The 18,884-nt window shown below is 37.4% G+C and carries 10 protein-coding genes and 1 pseudogene; 8 read left to right on the top strand and 3 right to left on the bottom strand.

Annotated elements, in window-relative coordinates:
* Window positions 1-477 precede the first annotated feature (477 nt).
* The 3 genes from H4I94_RS02445 to H4I94_RS02435 are packed head-to-tail and all read left to right on the top strand — an operon-like array spanning window position 478 to window position 5,221.
* Window positions 478-1,821: a MacA family efflux pump subunit gene (locus tag H4I94_RS02445; protein WP_261181283.1), complete on the top strand. Its 1,344-nt coding sequence runs from the start codon at window positions 478-480 to the stop codon at window positions 1,819-1,821.
* Window positions 1,822-1,823: 2 nt separating this feature from the next.
* The gene (locus H4I94_RS02440; RefSeq protein ID WP_261181281.1) at window positions 1,824-3,806 is read left to right on the top strand and encodes a MacB family efflux pump subunit; all 1,983 of its coding nucleotides are present in this window, start codon (window positions 1,824-1,826) and stop codon (window positions 3,804-3,806) included.
* 11 nt (window positions 3,807-3,817) lie between these two features.
* The gene (locus H4I94_RS02435) at window positions 3,818-5,221 is read left to right on the top strand and encodes an efflux transporter outer membrane subunit (RefSeq protein ID WP_261181280.1); all 1,404 of its coding nucleotides are present in this window, start codon (window positions 3,818-3,820) and stop codon (window positions 5,219-5,221) included.
* A gap of 102 nt (window positions 5,222-5,323) precedes the next feature.
* Here H4I94_RS02435 and H4I94_RS02430 read toward each other — a convergent pair whose 3' ends face one another.
* The gene (locus H4I94_RS02430) at window positions 5,324-5,845 is read right to left on the bottom strand and encodes a CHAP domain-containing protein (protein WP_261181278.1); all 522 of its coding nucleotides are present in this window, start codon (window positions 5,843-5,845) and stop codon (window positions 5,324-5,326) included.
* Between the two features lie 637 nt (window positions 5,846-6,482).
* Between H4I94_RS02430 and thyA the strand changes: the two are divergent.
* The 5 genes and pseudogenes from thyA to H4I94_RS02405 form a co-directional block, all read left to right on the top strand.
* Window positions 6,483-7,088 (top strand): annotated as a pseudogene (thyA, locus tag H4I94_RS02425) (thymidylate synthase); the annotation flags it as partial.
* Between the two features lie 529 nt (window positions 7,089-7,617).
* The gene (locus H4I94_RS02420) at window positions 7,618-8,853 is read left to right on the top strand and encodes a tyrosine-type recombinase/integrase (RefSeq protein WP_261181277.1); all 1,236 of its coding nucleotides are present in this window, start codon (window positions 7,618-7,620) and stop codon (window positions 8,851-8,853) included.
* Window positions 8,850-11,717 (top strand): site-specific integrase, encoded by a 2,868-nt coding sequence (locus H4I94_RS02415; RefSeq protein ID WP_261181276.1) that lies wholly within the window; start codon window positions 8,850-8,852, stop codon window positions 11,715-11,717. The genes H4I94_RS02420 and H4I94_RS02415 overlap by 4 nt, the downstream gene beginning before the upstream one ends.
* On the top strand, window positions 11,717-13,825 hold the full coding sequence (locus H4I94_RS02410; RefSeq protein ID WP_261181275.1) for a site-specific integrase: 2,109 nt from the start codon (window positions 11,717-11,719) through the stop codon (window positions 13,823-13,825). Before H4I94_RS02415 ends, H4I94_RS02410 begins: the two co-directional genes overlap by 1 nt.
* Window positions 13,822-14,334 (top strand): hypothetical protein, encoded by a 513-nt coding sequence (locus H4I94_RS02405; protein ID WP_261181274.1) that lies wholly within the window; start codon window positions 13,822-13,824, stop codon window positions 14,332-14,334. The genes H4I94_RS02410 and H4I94_RS02405 overlap by 4 nt, the downstream gene beginning before the upstream one ends.
* Before the next feature lie 216 nt (window positions 14,335-14,550).
* On the opposite strand, the gene H4I94_RS02400 is transcribed toward H4I94_RS02405, so the two are convergent.
* On the bottom strand, window positions 14,551-15,402 hold the full coding sequence (locus tag H4I94_RS02400) for a thymidylate synthase (RefSeq protein WP_261181273.1): 852 nt from the start codon (window positions 15,400-15,402) through the stop codon (window positions 14,551-14,553).
* A 434-nt stretch (window positions 15,403-15,836) separates the two neighbouring features.
* The gene (locus H4I94_RS02395; RefSeq protein WP_261181272.1) at window positions 15,837-18,851 is read right to left on the bottom strand and encodes a TrlF family AAA-like ATPase; all 3,015 of its coding nucleotides are present in this window, start codon (window positions 18,849-18,851) and stop codon (window positions 15,837-15,839) included.
* Window positions 18,852-18,884 lie beyond the last annotated feature (33 nt).

The following is an 18,884-nucleotide window of genomic DNA, read 5'->3' as shown; positions in this document are numbered from 1 at the left end:
TAATACTACAAACTTTTTTTATTTAAATCTAGAGATAAAACAAAGATTTTTAAAATTATGTCTACCAGTTGGAAACTCAGGGGGCGGAGAAAAAAAGAAAACCACACCTCGATCACAAAAAATTATTTAAATAAAAATCATTAAATAAATCCATTATCATTAGGCTAAAATCGAATACATCTTGATAGCCCGGATCAGTGAAAAAAAGTTCTGTTTTCTCAGCAGCATTTTGAAAAAACTCAATCATCAGGCTGAAGATCATCTTTCAGAAAATTGATGGAATTGAAATTGAATAACATGCCTATCCTCTATTAAGTCATGCTAAAAAGTTTGTTAAAAATGACTTCATCCTCTGTCTAGAAAATTTTTCAAGACACTCTAAAAAGAAAATAATTCTCATTTGTTTTTAAAAAGTTCACGTTTTATCCTTATTTAGCTTTTATAATTGGTCTAATTTTCCTCATTTATCAGCTCACTATGCCAAAAATAAAACCATCCAGAATAGTTGTCGCCATAGTCAGTATTCTTGCTATTGCAGTCACCACCTGGTTCTTTTTAAAACCCAAAGAGCAAGCACCGCAATACATTAGCAGTGAAGTCACGCGTGGTGATATTGAAGACTCTGTTCTTGCAACCGGTGTGCTGGAAGCCACCAAAATGGTCAGCGTCGGTGCACAGGTTTCGGGTCAGGTGAAGAAGATGTATGTGCAATTGGGAGACCAGGTGAAACAGGGTCAGCTGATTGCACAAATTGATTCGATCCGCCAGGAAAATGATCTGAAAACGGCTGAAGCGAGTATTAAAAACCAGCAGGCTCAACTGGCAGTCAAGCAGGCAAACTTGGCGAAAGTCCAAGCTGAATATCAACGCCAGCAAGCCATGTATGCGCAAGATGCGACTTCGCGTGCAGAACTTGAGGCTGCATTGGCCAGCTACAAAACGGCACAGGCGGAAATTTTGGCGATTAATGCCCAGATTGAACAGTCCCGTTTAACCCTGGCAACGGCCAAAGAAGATTTGGGCTATACCCGGATTGTTGCGCCTATGGACGGCACCATTGTGGCCATTGTGACTGAAGAAGGCCAAACCGTAAACGCCAACCAAAGCGCACCGACCATTGTCAAACTGGCCAAGCTCGACAACATGACCATTAAAGCTGAAATTTCAGAAGCTGACGTGATGAAAGTCGAAGAAGGTCAAACCGTGTATTTTACCACCTTGGGCAATAGCGACAAAAAACATTATGCCAAACTACGCCAGGTAGAACCGGCACCGAACTCCATCAATACGGAAAGTAATAACTCATCCACTTCGTCTTCAAGTACGGCGGTGTATTACAACGCCCTGTTTGATGTCCCCAATGAAGATGGCAAACTGCGTATTGATATGACTGCGCAGGTTTATATTGTGCTGGCTGAAGCAAAAAATGTATTGACTGTCCCTGCAGCAGCCTTGCAAAGTTCAAATCGCCCTCAAGGCAAACGTGCTGATCGTAATGCAGACCAGGCAAAACAACAAAATCCGCCTGATCATGATCAGGCGCAAACTGAGCGTCCAAAACGCTTGCAACTGTCTGCCGAAGAAAAAGCACTGATTGAACAAGGCAAAGCCTCTATGTCGATGGTTCGCGTAATTCAGGCAGATGGTACAGCCAAACCGCAACCGGTCCTGGTCGGCTTGAACAATCGTGTCACTGCTCAAGTGATTAAGGGCTTAAAACAGGGTGACAAGGTGGTGATTGCCGATGCTTCGGATACCTCAAACGATTCTGCCAAACGCAGTAACCGTGTAGGTGGTGGTGCCGGTCCAGTGAGAATGTAATCATGAGCCAAGATCAACAGCCTTTGCTCAAGGTCACAGATCTGACCCGTGAATTCCCCGCCGGGGAAAGCACCATTCAGATTTTAAAGGGCATTAATCTGGAGATTTACCCGGGAGAACTGGTCGCCATTGTCGGGCAGTCCGGTTCGGGAAAATCCACCCTGATGAATATTTTGGGATGTCTGGATCAGCCAAGCTCAGGAAGCTATCAGGTCAAAGGGCGTGAAACACGTCAATTGGAAGCGGATGAACTGGCACAACTGCGCCGTGAATATTTCGGCTTTATTTTCCAGCGCTATCACCTGTTGGGCGATTTAAGCGCGGCAGGTAATGTTGAAGTTCCGGCCATTTATGCAGGTGTCGATGCTTCCGCCCGTCAACAGCGCTCGACCCAGCTGCTTTCGGACCTGGGTTTGGCTGAAAAGACCCAGAACCGTCCCAGCCAGCTTTCCGGTGGCCAGCAGCAGCGTGTATCAATTGCCCGTGCCTTGATGAACGGCGGCGACGTGATTCTGGCCGATGAACCGACCGGTGCACTGGATAAAAACAGCGGCATTGAAGTGATGCGTATCTTGCGCGAGCTGAATGCCAAAGGTCATACCATCATCCTGGTTACCCACGATCATAACGTTGCCAAAAATGCCTCGCGTATTATTGAAATTAGTGACGGCAACATTATTTCAGATAAACCGAATGTGCCTGAAGTTGCCGCAGATGGAGTTTTAGAAAAACAGATCTTAGAACAAACCGCACAGAAAAAAACGCCTTCCTGGCGCTCTGCTGCGGACCGGCTAGGCGAAGCATTCCGTATGGCCCTACTGGCCATGAATGCCCACCGCATGCGGACCTTCCTGACCATGCTCGGGATTATTATCGGGATTGCCTCGGTGGTGTCTGTAGTGGCTTTAGGTAACGGTTCACAGAAACAGATCCTGGAAAATATCAGCAGCCTCGGGACCAATACCATTACCGTCTATCAGGGGCGTGGCTTTGGCGACAATTCCAAAACAGCCCAGGTCAAAACACTGGTTCCTGCCGATGCGGATGCCCTGGCTGAACAGCCCTATGTCGATGGCGTCAGTCCATCGGTCACCAGCAACATCACCGCCCGTTTTAAGGATACCGAAGCTTCCGCCACCGTGAATGGGGTCAGTGAAGACTTCTTCTATGTTCGAGGGATGAACTTTGCTTCAGGACAGCCTTTTGACAAAGAAGGCGTGACTGAACGTGCCCAGGACGTGGTGATTGATGACAATACCAAAAAGACATTTTTTAGTGATGGTACCAACCCTGTCGGTCAGGTCATTCTGTTGGGCAGTGTTCCCAGTCGTATCATTGGCGTAGTTGAAGCACAAAAATCAATGATGGGAAATTCAGACAGCCTGAATGTTTACTTGCCCTACTCTACGGTGATGAGCCGCATGTTAGGCCAGGCGAATGTACGCAGCATCATTGTCCGGGTCAAAGACGAATACCCAAGTGCGGCAGCTGAAAATGCCATTTTAAATTTATTGGTACAACGCCACGGCGCACAAGATGTGTTTACCCAGAATGCAGACAGTATCCGTGAAACCATTCAGCAAACCACGCAAACCATGACCCTGTTAGTCTCTGCGATTGCGGTGATTTCCCTGATTGTCGGCGGTATTGGGGTGATGAACATCATGCTGGTCTCTGTGACTGAACGTACTCAGGAAATTGGCGTGCGTATGGCCGTCGGTGCCCGGCAAAGTGACATCTTGCAGCAGTTCCTGATTGAGGCGGTACTGGTCTGTATTTTAGGCGGGATCCTAGGGGTGCTTTTATCTTTAGGCATTGGACAGCTGATTAGCCAGTTTGCCAGCGGCACCTTCCAGATGGCCTATTCCACCACCTCTATTGTGGCGGCCTTCGTCTGTTCAAGCATGATCGGGATTATCTTTGGCTTTATTCCTGCCCGTAATGCAGCACAGCTTAACCCTGTGGATGCACTTTCTCGCGAATAAGGATAAATAGAATGCAAATGAATTTTACCAAGCTTATTGCTAGCCTTATTTTAACTGGCTCACTGGTCGGTTGTGCAGCGGTGGTAAAAACACCGTATGAACAGCCTGCCGTGAATATTCCAGGCAGTTTCCAGAATAGTAAAGCCATGAGCCAGCAGGTGCATGCCGATGTCTATGCCGATCAATGGTGGACTTTGTTTGGTGATGCGCAGCTGAACCAGCTGGTTAATCAGGTTTTAGCCAGCAATACCGATCTGGCGGTTGCCGGCATTAATTTGCAGCAGGCACGTTTACAGGCCGGCTTGGCGAAAAACCAGCAAGGCCCTCGGGTCAGCTCCAGTGTTTCAGCTGGACATACGGTTGACCTCAATTCAGGTGATGATGCTTCGCGTGGCCTGTCTTTAAGTAGCGGCGTGAGTTATGAACTGGACTTGTTCGGAAAGCTGGCTCGACAAACTGAAGCCAGCCGATGGGAAGCCTTAGCAACTGAACAGGACTTGCAAGCCACTGCACAAAGCCTGATTGCCACTACGGCAAATTTATATTGGCAGTTGGGTTACTTGAATGAACGCTATCAAATTGCCAGTCAAAACCTGGCCAGCACACAAAAAGTCTTTGAGCTGGTCCGCAGCCAATATCGTGCCGGTGCGGTTTCCGGTCTGGACTTAACCTCAGCGGAACAATCTGTACAAAGCCAAAGAGCGACATTAAGCCAGATTGAGCAGCAGAAAGTCGAAACCCGAACAGCATTGGCAGCGCTGATGCATCAACCTGTACAGCAACTGAACATTCAGGAGCCTTCTCGTTTACCGCGTATTGCCCTGCCGGCTATTTCTGCAGGTTTACCGGCAGAGCTGTTGTCACGCCGTCCGGATTTACAGGCCAGTGAACTGCGTTTACGCAAGGCCCTCGCCACTAAAGATGCAACCAAGGCCAGTTATTATCCTTCCATTAACCTGACCGGAAACCTGGGTTCTTCCAGCACATCTTTAACCAGTCTATTGCAGAACCCGGTGTTAACTTTAGGTGCCAATCTCAGCCTGCCGTTCCTGCAATATAACGACATGAAAAAAGATCTGGCGATCAGTGACCTGGATTATAAAAAAGCGATTGTGCAGTATCGTCAAACCCTGTATCAGGCCTTTGCCGATGTGGAAAATGCCTTATCTGCCCGTACCGAATTAAACAAACAGGTGACCCTGCAAGAACGCAATGTACAACTTGCAGAGAAAACCGAGCGTCTAACTGAAGTACGTTACCGTAACGGGGCCATTGCCCTGAAAAACCTGCTGGATGCGCAGGAAACGACGCGTAACGCCCGTTTGTCTCTGGTTCAAACCAAACAGAGCCAATACAATGCCTATGTCACCTTGATGCAAGCTTTAGGCGGCAGTCCAGTCAAACAGCTGCCTTAAGTTAAAGGTAAAATAAAAAAGATGCCATTTCGGCATCTTTTTTTTATTTCAGAAAAATTCTTGAGAAAATGTTCTGTTTGGCTATTTTTAACTTTTTAAAGGTTAAAAGCTCGGACGGTAATATTTATAGGTCAGGCCTTTTTCATTATAAACATCATAACTTTTTTGCTTAAAGTCAGAGACCCATTGCTTGCCGTTAAATCCGGCAATGTGGCCATACACATGCTTGCCGGTTCGATCAATAATATAAATATCACCTTCTTTAGGTGCATCGAACTTGGGATTAATTTGTCGATAACCAATTTTCGTCAGGGTATTTCCCCAGTCTGCCGCAGCAACGGGATGACTTTGAAATCTTGCACCCGCCGATTCCAGAGCAAGTCGGATACTTTTGGCACATTTTTGTGAACTGCTGGTTGAAGAAACCGCCTGCAAGAAATCGGTAAATTTACTGATATCAATTCGCTGTCCATTCTTTGCCAGCATATTCTTTTTGGGTATGGCCTGGTCAGTCTGAAATTCCGAAGATTTTTTTGAATTTTTACCCGATTGGGAACGAATTATGATGTTTGCCTGAACAGGAGCGTGAACTTCACTCATGTTTACATTATGATCATAAACCATTCTTTAACAAACACTCCTAAGCTTAAGACTAACAGCTTTTCACTCATTTCGACGGCAAGATGGTAACCTCTAAAATGTGATTTTTCATATAACAAATGTAATTAAATATAAATAAATTATCGATAAGTGAGTTAACTGACTATTTTTTGTTGATTTTTATAACCAGCGGCGACTAAAAATTTATTTTATGCTTACCCGATCAATAAAGGTCATCATTGGTTTTCAGGCCAAACCCTAATGGAATGAAAATGAAATTGAACAGCAAGGGGCAAGATCTGCTCTTGACTGCATTTTGTAAATCTTTCTTAAACCATGCTTATTTCAGCAGGATCACATACCCAATTTTTAATCTTTGATGCTGGCAGACCTATAAAGTTTATTGGGATGTTAAAAAAATGCATTCAATAAAATGCGATCCATTTTCCTCCTCCTGATCATTTCCAACCAAACCCCATCAAGATTAAGCCTTATGATTTACATGGCTTTGGAATAATTAACAAAATATATATAAATCATTTATTTATAAAAATTATCACCAGGATTTAAACTTACTTTCACCTTTAATGGATACAGTTCCCTCCCCGGTAAAAAAAGGCTAATATGTGCCACAAGAAATTCACAATATTATGAGAGAGACATGCGTCAATACTTAGACCTTTTACAACACATCCTTGACAACGGTGGCGATAAAGGCGACCGCACAGGCACAGGTACTCGTTCAGTATTCGGTCATCAAATGCGCTTTGATCTTTCTCAAGGGTTTCCTTTATTGACCACCAAAAAAGTACACTTCCGTTCCATCGTGATTGAACTGTTGTGGTTTTTAAAAGGTGATACCAACGTTAAATATCTGCAAGACAACAAAGTTACGATTTGGGATGAGTGGTCCACTGCAGAACAAACGGCGCGTTTTGGCCGTCCTGAAGGCGAATTGGGTCCGGTTTATGGTCATCAGTGGCGTAATTTTGGCGCAACCAAAAAAGAAAATGGTTTATATGAACAGGATGGTTTTGACCAGATCACCTGGCTGATCAATGAAATTAAAACCAATCCCAATTCACGCCGTTTAATTGTGTCAGGCTGGAACCCTAAAGAAGCAGGAACGGTTGCCCTGCCACCCTGCCACACCCTGTTCCAGTTTTTTGTACAGGATGGCAAACTGTCTTGCCAGCTTTATCAACGTAGTGCCGACGTGTTCCTTTTATTACCCCATAACAATAATTCACAGTATGCTGAGTTTACTGCCTAAATTCTATTACTCAATATTCAACATATAACAAAATAATATATAAATTCTTATACATTAAATTTTTAAAATTATTTCTAGACAACTTAACCTTTCCAACCATTCAGATCACCACATACAAATTAAAATCAGCAAACTCCCTATTATAAATATTTAGAATTAAACATTATCAAAAACATTTAACATTCAATATTTAATAATGTCTATAAAATAATTAAGAAAATAAAAATAAAAAAAATTAATTAAAAAATAATTTTCAAACAAAAAATAAAAGAATACCCATAAAAGAAAAAGCAAAATAAAATCAATAAAATAGCAATATAAAATTTATAAAAATTAAAAAACTATAGCATTTATTATAATATTTTCTTCTTGTTAATAAAATAAACAGCTTGACCAATACAATTTAAAACCTTAAATTTTAAAAAACAGGAACAAAATCACACCAAAAATAGTAGTGTAACTTTATTCCTGAATATTAAAACCATATCCCAAACTCAAATTTCAAATCAACACAGCCGATATAATGAATGTCAAAGTTTGTTCCAACATAAAACTAGATTTATCGAAGTCTTACTTGCTTACTAAATTTCAAAACTTGCCATTAGAGAAAACAGTAGAAGTAAATGGAGTTGGTGTGTTTGACAATAATGGTAAAATTCTTCCCCTCATTTCTGAATATTTATCATATCAATCCAAACATGAGAAAATTGCATATACGTCAGCAGATACATACGGCAAGAATCTGACTTATTTCTTGGAATATATTCGTAATCGCCCAGATTATAAGAATGATGAGACTGATGAAGTATTTATTACAGTCCCAAGATATGTAATTCAAGAATATCTAACTTCCTTAAGTCGCAATGAAAAGAGAGAATCATCTACCGTTAGAAATCGTGATGCGACAATACGTGCTTTTATTGAGTATCTCTGTAGTCCTACTGAAGACCGTGAACTGCTCAGAAAAGATAATCCATATAGCAATCGATACCTTTCCAAAGCTCCAAAACGAAAGGCTATTAGTTCCTGTACTCTTGATGATCTAGCAGTATTAATCCAATCGACAGATTTAGAAAGAGAAAGAGTTTTACTTCAATTTTTATATGATTCGGGTTTACGTCGTTCGGAGCTTCCCAGAGTTACCCTGGAGCATTTTAGAAATGCTGTCAACTTCAATACTGAAAAGTTTATTGCCTGCGATTCTGACCAACCCATTCATGCTGATTATATTCCTTTGGAGGTTAAGGGAAGTAAAGGTCGAGGAAATGAAATCAAACCACGATGGACTTTAGTGAGTTCATCCACCATCAAACGTATACAAAAATACCATGCATCTCCTCTGTATAAAAAACATGCTCGTAAATATGTAAATCCTGCCGAAACCCCCGCATTTTTTAATGCTGAAGGCACTCCCTATACTCCGTCATCAATAAACAAATTACTTGAACGTGTAAGTAAACGTGCGATGAAGCGAGGTCATCTTAATCGCATGATTTCTCCACACAAGCTACGACATGGCAATGCTTATGCAATATTACAGTCAAATGATCTAGGAGCTGACTATTTAGATCGGCTTGTAATTGTGCAAAAAAACTTAGGGCACAATCACCTAAATACAACCCAAATGTATACAAGTATTCCTCAGGACATTTACAACAGTATGTGTGATGAGAATGGCGAGCTATTGACTAGAGCAGAGAAAATGAAACGTTTAAGCGAACAGACGATCTTAAAGATAGCCATCAGAGACATCAAATGAAAAGAGATAAAAATACCACTGATCGATTGGTTAAGATGTGGGTTGACGATTTGTTACTAAATCCAAGTAAACTTTTAGCATTACCTTTAAGTAATCATTTCAATAACCTGTGGAAAGTTAATATTCTATCTGAGTTTTTATCGAAAGAAACAGGCATCACCCTTTGCGAGGCGAACAGCCGAAAACATCTCACTCTACCGCTAATTGAAAAGATGGATGAGATGCATATCGTTGTCAAAGGAGCTTCTAGCAGAGAAAATTTGATTCGGCAGAGAATATTACATTGGTATAGCACTTTAAGTTTTAATGATAAAAAGTGCCTCCCTCGCATGATTACTCTCCCTAATAATATTTGCTTTAAATCAATAGGGGTAGAACAAGCCTCTTGGATAGCCCAAGTAACTCAATATGAATGGATAGCAAATACAATCGATGAGATTCATGAAGACCTTTTTAAATTAGGAATTATCAAATCGGACTTTAAGAAAGTTAGAGAGCGCAAACAATTAGTTAAAGATGCTAAATCTATTATTGTAGCGTGGGTATCAAAAGTAATTAAGGATGAAGATAGTTTATGGGAAATACCCATAAGTAAGGCTAATACACCATCAGGATTTAATGTGGCTGCAGGGTTTATCGAAGAGACCTTAGGAATTTCATACAATACTGCATATCGACATAGGCAGCTTACATATCCTCTGATTGAAGAGATGATCCAAAAAAAGATTTTAATAGATTTAGATGGAAGCAATGAAGTTCAAGGCGTTGCAATTCGGAGAAAGCTGCTAAATTGGTACAGAAAACTAAGTCTTGAAGAAAAAAAATTATTACCTATATTTGCGAATAAAATCTCACTTAAGCGAATGCCCTCAGAACAATGCCCTATTGTTCGAAATGATCTTCGATATGCTGTTGTTAAAAATGCATGGAATTTTATTCATCACGATCTTAAAAAACTCAAAATCATCGATACAAATTACAAAAGTGTTGCTGAACGAATCGAGGAGAAACAAGTTCGTCAGAAAGAATTCAATGAAAATAAAAAAGAACGATTTTGTAGATTAGCAAAAATTCCATTGAATATTGCTGCTGACTTTCTTGATCCCTCAAACATAGAGCCTTTTATCCAAGTTGAGCAACTTTTTGCTTCACAAAGCAACACCGTACCTGCGGAATCTGGTAAGGATAATTATATATATGGATGTGTTCTGTTTATAGAGTTCTTGTCTGAATTATACGGAACTACACCTTTAAGAATCGCGACAGTTTTTGATGAGCACCTATTGTCTAGATTTCGAAAGTCTTTACAGCAAAAAATCATTAATGATGAAATATCAAGTACTCACGCAAATACAATTTTAAGTTCAGCACGTAGATCATTAAATAGACTCACTCAACTACGTGATGTGAAATACTGTTTTTTTGATATAAATGGCTTTGATCCAAAGAGACAAACTGATGTCAAGAAACCATTTACAAAGAATGAGCGGCTCCAAATATTAGAAGCTATTGAGAAAGGTTTAGAGGAATCCAGATCAAGCCTAACACCTTATAAAAAAACTGGTATCGGCAAAAACCCTCTTGATAAGAATGGAGCTCGAATACGAGGTCTGTCAACATTAGAGAATGCGAGATGGCTCTTTGAAAATCCTTTGAAATGCAAACCAGTTCATTACAATACAGCCAAATCACCTGCAGAAAAAGCTTTCTTACAAATCATTCTAGAGTCAGAAAAAGGATTGATGGAAGTCTACAATGAATGGGGGGTTAATCCTATGGTCAGTGTGGATATACTCGTACCTTATCTTTTAAAGCTAGCTCAAGTAACTGGCTTGAATGCTGACTCCATACTATCTCTTGATATAGATGATTATATACCTAGCCATAAAGCAACATCACGACCTTGTCTTCGATATTGGAAAGAACGATCTGATGGATACAAGGAATATCACCTTGATCTTTTTAAGGCTGAACTTACCTGGCTTACATCAACCCAAGCTAAAGCTGTAAATGAAATTTTTGAAGAAATATGCCATTTAACTAGCAGTTTTCGGCAAAACATTGAAGATGATGCATTAAAAAACAGGCTATTCATCTATGTGTCACATAGCACAAGAAAGCATGGAAAAGTTTCTCCAATATTAGGGAATGAAGGGAAAAATGTAAAAACACTGGGGGATAGTTTTGCTAGGTTTGTTGACAAATACAGTTTAAAAAATGATAAAGGTGAGCGATTAACTCTAACAATAAGTCGGTTTAGACCAACTTTTGTCAGTGAAATGATTGATAATGGCGTATCTCTACGCGAGATTCAGCTTATGTTAGGGCACTCATCAATTCAAACGACTATCCACTATCTAGACTCGTTAGACTTTAATTCAATAAGCAGAATAAAATTAAACGATAAGTTAAAAGAAATACATCAATCAACGTTGGATGAAAAAGCTGAAGAACTAACAAACAAGGGGAACTCCAAAAAGGATGATCAATTAGTTATAACTTTTCAAACTCCTTTAGCTGGTTGTAAAAATATTTTTGACCCACCAGAGTTTGTAAAAAAATTGCCTTCATATACTTCAGGTACTCCATGTTCACAATATAACAAATGCTTAAGTTGTGAAAATGTAATTATTGCAGTCAAAAATCTTCCTGAGATTTTCGCAATGCAGCGTGATTATACTCTTCTCACAGAATACACTCGTGTAATGGATACGCCATACGGGCATGTCATTCGGGAAAATCTAGAGCTCATAAAAAATATTACAGATCCACAATTCTCTGATTTTTCAATAGAAGAACTGCAAGATGGTCAACGTTTAGCTGAGTACATCGAAACTACAATACTTGTCGATGGAGTGGTTTAATGAATAGTGAAACTAGGCTAAATATATTAACAAGTTTTGCAGAACATCGCCCCTACATTTTAAATATGCTAAGTCCTGCTAACAAACAAGATACTGAATATTCTCAACAAGAGCATGCTAGTTCTATAGTATATATGAACCTTCTCAAGCAGAAACCTGTGTCAAAAATCTCAATATTTTCAGAAAATATTTGGGATTTTAATAATGATTATCCTAATGCAGCACGGAATGTTAGAGGAGCAAAACTACGCATAAATTTTTTAAAGTACAAAGATATTCCTAAATTTGTATTAACAGAGATAAAAGTTATATTTGAGCTAGCCCTACTCAATAATTTTATTTTTCACCCTCAACAAAAAGGTGGAAAAAGTCGAAAAAAAGGAATAATAAAAGCCAATTCATTAATCACAATTTTTGAGTATGGTCTAGTATTTATTAATGAAATATTTAAACAAGCAATTATTGAACTTGGCTATGAGTTTGTACAGGAAAAAATCAAAACATTATCAGATATAACACCCCAATTTTATCGTAAAGCTGCTGTAAACTATGAACGGATTAAGGGTGATGAGTTAGATAGTTTCTTTAAATATTTGCGTAGTCCTGCTTCTCTTAAATATGTATTTGAGAGACCTATTGCTTATGTAGAGTTAAATAGCTTGGCATGGAAAAGGTTAGCCAATACTGATAAAAAAAAGAAAGAACAAATATTGCCTGATTTGGTATTTGAATCTTTATCAAAACTTACCTCTTTTATTATAGTTGACTTCTTAAATGCTATAGGAGAGGGAAAACATATATCCGATAAAAATGCCTTAGAACGGCTAAATGTAAGCAATTATTCTTCATGGGCAGCCCGTGAAAGAGTCAACCATGAAATTCTCAATGGATATATTGCACTTAGGTTAAGAACCAAAGGTTATTCTTCGAGTGTTGTTACTAATCTAATTGAACCCTATGATTGGATGAGGAATAAGGATTTTAATGTAAGGTCAGGAGTGACTTTACGTAACATATTGAAAAACCGTGGTTACAAGCTAGATAATCTTCGAGAATATTTCAATCTCATCTCATATGCCTGTGTGTACTTAATTGGTCAATATACTGGTATGAGACCATCTGAACTTTCAGAAGTACAAGTTCCGAATTGTTCCTGCTTAGTTGAAGATAATGGAGTTTGGCTGATCGAAAGTACGGTCAAAAAGCATAGAGATGAAATTAGTACAGGTTTATTTGATGACAGATGGGTGGCTATACCAATTGTTAAAGATGCAATATTAGCAGCTTCTTATATCGCAAAAATAAAAGCTTCACCATACCTAGTTTCTAATGTAGACACGGTTAGTCCAGATAGCCCCCCCCTATCGATGAATAGTAATGGTATTTCTTATCAGATAAATATGTTGATTCGTCGACTATTGGGTGAAAATACTGTCAATGAAATCAACTTAAATCCATATATGCTGAGACATACCTTAACGTATCAATTGTTTAAGGCTGAAGTAGGTTTACCCTTAATATCTTTTCAACTCAAGCACTTCGTGGACAGTATCTCCAAATATACATCTTTGGGGGCTACCTCTTCAGTAACACTAGGCTATGGCGATATTGGCGAAATGTTATCAAAAGAAGGAAGGCGAAAAGGTGATAATCAATCATTTCGTCGAGCAGCTGAATTAGAAGCTATCAAGACTGCTCACAATCCAAATGGCATATATTATGGCGGTAAAGCAAATGAACATAAGAATAACTTAATCAAGATATTTCAAGGGTATATGGCCGAAGGTTATACCGAAGAGGAATTATATGAAGCAATGGTAGACCAAGGCCTAGCCATTGTATCTATGGGGCAGGGTTTTTGCTATGGTGGTAGAAATGATGAATATGATTCGAGTTTACCATGCATCGGTTCACTACGCTGTAACCCTGCTCGGTGTAAACAAGCTGTTGTTACTAGCAGGCATGCTCCTAAATGGAGAGAGGTTTATATTTTAAATAAAGCAAACCTTCATAAACCTGAATACTCACACAATTATCCACAAATTTTGGCAGCAATGAACGAAGCCAAAATGGTTTTAGAAAATCTTGGTGAAAAGGTAGAATTATGAGTAACCAAGCTTATGACCAAAAGAATAGCGAAGACTATGAAGCTAATACATTGATTATTAACAATGCATTACTAGCAATTTCAAACAATAAAAAATTGAAAGTAACTGTAGCACAACTTTCAAAAATGACTGGGATTCATAGGAATACAATCTCGAATCGAGTTTGGCCAGCCCAAAAACTAAAACAAATTAAAAGAGAACGAGAGGCCGAAGCGCAAGCACATGAAACACAAACTCGTCTGAAAACTAATGACGTAAAAGATCTATTGGACGAAAATTTAAATCAAGCACGAAATGAGATTATCTATTGGTTTAATGAATACCAAGATATGAAGCGTTTTTTTGGGCACTCGCATAAGCAATATGAAAAAATGAGGGAATCCCGAGATTATTATAAAATGTTATATGAAGCAGACCGCAAGTCTCTTTTAAATGCTGAACAAGAGATAGAAAGATTAAAAGAATTATTGGAATTACGAGGTATTAGTTCAGAGCAAATCCTACATTGAGCATAAAAATAAAACTTTCCTATTTTAATAGAGATTCATCTCTTAATCAAAATAGGAAAGTTTTTAATATGTTATGCACAATAAAAAAATGGGTAACTGTCAGATCAGGTTTGAGCTAGTACAGTTTAAGCTAGTACAATTTATACCTCGATTTGCTTAAATTACTCCGCAATCCCCCCCTTTAACTTTCTAAGCCCCTACTTTTAATATGCATCCTTACACAGAAAAAGGATACGGAATAGGCTGATGATAGTGATAACCTTCAACTTCAAAATCATCTAGCGTGACCCATGTTTCAATATCTTCAAGGCACTTAATATCCGGATTTATGTGAAGCTTAGGTGCCGGATATGGTTCACGTTTTAATTGCACATCACGCATTAACTCTAATTGGTCTTCATAAATATGCGCATTCACAATTTTATGATAAGCCTTTCCTGCCTTATGCCCTGTAATTTTCGACATAAGGGCTAAGAGGGTATACACCTGGATCTGATTAAAATTTTGACCTAATGGAATATCTGACGACCGTTGCGATGAAGTTAAGTAAAGTGTATCACCTAGTAAAGAAAACGTATGGGTATGCATACACGGACGCAAACACCCCATATGGAACTCACCTGGATTATAAAAAGTTAGAATTTCACCTCGGTCATCAATACCATTACGCAAATTGTTATAGATTTTACGAAGCTGATCGAACTCCTCTCCCTCAGAGTTACGCCATCTACGCCCTTGGACACCATATACTCGTCCCATATCGTCTTTACCTTTGCGATAGGGGTTAGCTAACCAAGCTTCATTTTCATTGGCATTGGCATTCCAAGTATTACAGCCAATAGCTCGGAATTGAGCTGCATTATCATAACCACGTAGATAGCCTAATAGCTCTGCAATAGCTGCCTTCCAGTAACTTTTTCGAGTCGTAACTAAGGGGAATTCATTGGCCCCTACGTTGTACTCTAAATCTGCGTTAATAACGGTTAAACAACGCTTTCCAGTTCGTTCATTTTCAACCCATACGCCTTCATCAACTATGCGTTGACACAAATCTAGATATTGCTTCATTTAACCACCTTGATTCTCCTAGGCAAAATTTACTTGATAGTGCCTTATATTGGTACAGCTATCAGAGAAAATTTTGGCTAATTTTTTCTCACCAGCTTACAATTTCAATTGTATGAACAATGATGAATTTTGGCTATGATGAGCTCAATCTGTATTATAGAGTTTAAATACTTCATTGCACAAACCTAGAAATGACAGCTTATTGGCCTAGTTAAGCTGCTTAAAATATCAGCTTTTCCTCTAGTACAAAGCTCCCTATTATGATGTATATTAATATTACCCCTTAATTTTATAAAAAATTTAGAGATCTAATTATTAAAAAAATAATAAATACATATCTTTATTTCGCAACTTATAAAATTAAAAATATGTATTTATTCATGATGACCTATTTTTCAAAATAAATTATTATGAAGTAACAAATAATAAATTTTTTAAGCAATCACACCCAAATACTTACTACTTCGGTTATTAAATGCATTTAAAGTTCCTTCTAAAATATTAACTGCATGTTGATTTAACTCGTAACTTTCAATAGAGCCAGATTTATAATGGATGGAGTAATTATTTTCTCTATCAAAATTAGTATAAATAATTTGCTCGGCATCACATACTATTGCTAGATTAGGGTTATGAGTAACCATAATAATTTGTCTGGTCTTTTTAGCTTCATTAAGAATAGGAACCAAGGAGTTTACAACAGTATCGTTATCAAGGTTTTCTTCAGGCTGATCTAGAATAATAGGTGTTTTATCTTTATCTACTAATAAATAGAATATCAATAGCAATGCACCACGTTGTCCAGGAGATAATTTTTCTACTTCTACATTTTGAAAACGTAATGAATATTTAGATTTAATAAAGTCTAATCCATATATAAAATTGTAAACATCTTTCGGCGTAACATTTTTTTTCACCATCTCAGCGATACCAACTCCCTCATTAGCTTCATTTAATTTATCAATAAGCTCTTCTATAAAATCAATAACTCCTTCCTGTGTTTCTAAATCTTTATCTTGAGATAAATCTTCTAAAGTATTTTTAATCCTATCTGGCGTAAAATCTAATCTACGTTGCAGAATATGAGAGGTTAAATTTTCTAGAAATTCTTCAAAAGAAAAATTTAATTTAGATACAAACTCAAACTTATTTTTTATATTTATAAAACTATTTTGTTCAATTGATTTCTGAACAGGTTCATAAAGAGATTCTCTTAGTAATTTTTTGGACTCTAAAATTTGATATATTAAGCTTGCGATAGTTTTACGCTCATTTTTTTTCTCTGCTAACTGATTAGGCAAATTATTGTACATTGTAATTTGATGTTGTATACCATGAAGTGAATCAGGTATAAGTTCATCACCCTCTAACTGTTTTTTCTTCACATCCCAAGTTTTAAGAGTCTCAAGGTAGGTATTATATTTTTGGAATGGCTCTGATAATTCACTATTTATTTTCTCGATAGTTTCATTATTCTCCTTAATAGAGGATTCCAATGCACTAATTTCATTTAATTTATTAGGAATTTCTTTTTCTAATTCAGTTTTTACCCCTAATATTCTTTCTAAATCGATACTGAACTTAATGATGTTATTTTCAATTTCAAGATTTTCTAAATCTTTACTTATATCCTCATTAAAAGCCTCAATATATTTTGTTAAAACATCAGTTTTTTCTATTACCTTATTTGCAATTAATATTTTGCCTTGGCTTGCTTTGATATTATCTTTCAAAGTATCAATTTGTTTTGAGAATCCAAGTACTTTTGAATTGGCAGATTCCATCTGAATTTTTAAAGCTGATTGCTCTGGAGTTAGGTTTTCACTAGGGCATGAAACTTCATTAGGCTTAATAGATTCATGATCTTGCAGTTCTTGTAGCTTTAATAATCTTTTGTTTTCCAAAAGGTTTCTTACTTTTGGTTGCGATTGAGCTTCGTACTCTTCAATTTCTGAATTTAATTTGTTTAATTTGACTTTCAATGAAAACAATTGATCATTTAATGAGCTTTCTTTTAATTTGATTAATGCTTCAAGATTTGAACAACCATTCTTTTCTTCCTCTGTTAAATAAGAGAATATGACTGAATTCAATTCATGTTGAAATTCATTATCTCCATTATCAGGATTACATAGTTTTTCAAAGTAAGCTTGAGGTATGTAACGTACTCTTTCAGCACTTTCATGATCAATACTAGCATCTAAAGATTTTATATCTTTAGTACCGTTCAACCAAGTTAATGTAGCTTCAAAATCTGATGCAAAGCCACCTTTGCCTTTAAATCGTCCTTCTTTAAGAAAGGAAAAGTAATTACTGCTAGATTTAGAGTTCCCTAACAACGAAATAATATCAGCAAGAGCACTTTTACCACTTCCTTTTTTACCTATAATCGCCACTAGATCATGGCTTAAATTTATTTTAATTCCATCAATCCACTTGTGATTACATACAGCTGTAGGTTTTTTTACAACTTCAATTTGATCAATAAAGTAACTTCCTTTTCCTTTTTTTAATGATTCTTTTTCAGGGATTTCACCCACATAAATACGATTTTGAGGTTCTAAGGTAGCTTGGATTAAACCAGTAAATGTTGGATCGGCTTTAATCCATGTAAAACAATTTCCAATTCTATCTTTATCTGATGTTTTTTCTGAAAAATTATGAGCATCACTACAGTCAAGCAATAAATCATTTACACCATTATCTTGTAATTTTTGTTTAGCTTTATCAAAAGCATCATAAGATTCTGCAGAAGTGAAAATGATATCTGCCTGGTTAATTAGATGTTTTTTAACAGCTATCGAAGCATCAGTCCACTTGAGTTCATCCCATTCTGTTTTTCCAATAGCAATTAAATATTTTCCTTTAAAACAACTTTTATCAAGTGCCTCAAGAATTGAATCCGAATGTAAGTTTAAATTATTAAATCCTTCAATTAGGTCTGACCCATATTGATGTAATTTATCTTGAGAAACTGATGACTTAATTTCTCGTCCCAGATCTTCGACTGATTCTTTTGTAATACTCTGGTGCCACGGTGTTTGTTCTTTTTCTAAAATATATTTAGCTTGTAAACTATTTAAAAATTGAGATTTTATTTTATCCAAAGGTAAGTTTTGTTCATCTGAGAAGATGATATGTAAATTTATGCGATTAAGCTTTTTAAACTCTACACCGGCAAACTCATGTAATCTAAATTCCACTACTGGCAAAATTAAATCAATATTTTTTAATCTTCCTGAATTCTTTTCTTTTAAAACACGTTCATATCCATCAATAAAGAAATAGTCATTAATACCTATAACTTTAAACTCTTCAGGTAAATTTTCTAAATCTGTTAAAAATTTTTCCCAAGTTGCATCATCATTACCACCATATTTATGGTCAAGAGAAGCAGGTGTGTGTACGTGTAAATCCCATTTACGCCATTCTGATCCTTTATTAAACATATTCCCCCCTTAATAAATAATAAATAAGAAATT

This window comes from Acinetobacter sp. T_3_1 (assembly GCF_025377055.1).
In the GTDB taxonomy this organism is placed as follows: domain Bacteria; phylum Pseudomonadota; class Gammaproteobacteria; order Pseudomonadales; family Moraxellaceae; genus Acinetobacter; species Acinetobacter kookii.
Note: the sequence above shows the minus strand (reverse complement) of the source record. Positions and strands in the feature narration are given on the sequence as shown.

What these genes read in the sequence shown, in the direction of transcription:
- H4I94_RS02445 (WP_261181283.1), top strand. Translation starts at nt 478, where the DNA reads ATGCCAAAAATAAAACCATCCAGAATAGTTGTCGCCATAGTCAGTATT.
- H4I94_RS02440 (WP_261181281.1), top strand. Translation starts at nt 1,824, where the DNA reads ATGAGCCAAGATCAACAGCCTTTGCTCAAGGTCACAGATCTGACCCGT.
- H4I94_RS02435 (WP_261181280.1), top strand. Translation starts at nt 3,818, where the DNA reads ATGCAAATGAATTTTACCAAGCTTATTGCTAGCCTTATTTTAACTGGC.
- H4I94_RS02430 (WP_261181278.1), bottom strand. Translation starts at nt 5,845, where the DNA reads ATGGTTTATGATCATAATGTAAACATGAGTGAAGTTCACGCTCCTGTT.
- H4I94_RS02420 (WP_261181277.1), top strand. Translation starts at nt 7,618, where the DNA reads ATGAATGTCAAAGTTTGTTCCAACATAAAACTAGATTTATCGAAGTCT.
- H4I94_RS02415 (WP_261181276.1), top strand. Translation starts at nt 8,850, where the DNA reads ATGAAAAGAGATAAAAATACCACTGATCGATTGGTTAAGATGTGGGTT.
- H4I94_RS02410 (WP_261181275.1), top strand. Translation starts at nt 11,717, where the DNA reads ATGAATAGTGAAACTAGGCTAAATATATTAACAAGTTTTGCAGAACAT.
- H4I94_RS02405 (WP_261181274.1), top strand. Translation starts at nt 13,822, where the DNA reads ATGAGTAACCAAGCTTATGACCAAAAGAATAGCGAAGACTATGAAGCT.
- H4I94_RS02400 (WP_261181273.1), bottom strand. Translation starts at nt 15,402, where the DNA reads ATGAAGCAATATCTAGATTTGTGTCAACGCATAGTTGATGAAGGCGTA.
- H4I94_RS02395 (WP_261181272.1), bottom strand. Translation starts at nt 18,851, where the DNA reads ATGTTTAATAAAGGATCAGAATGGCGTAAATGGGATTTACACGTACAC.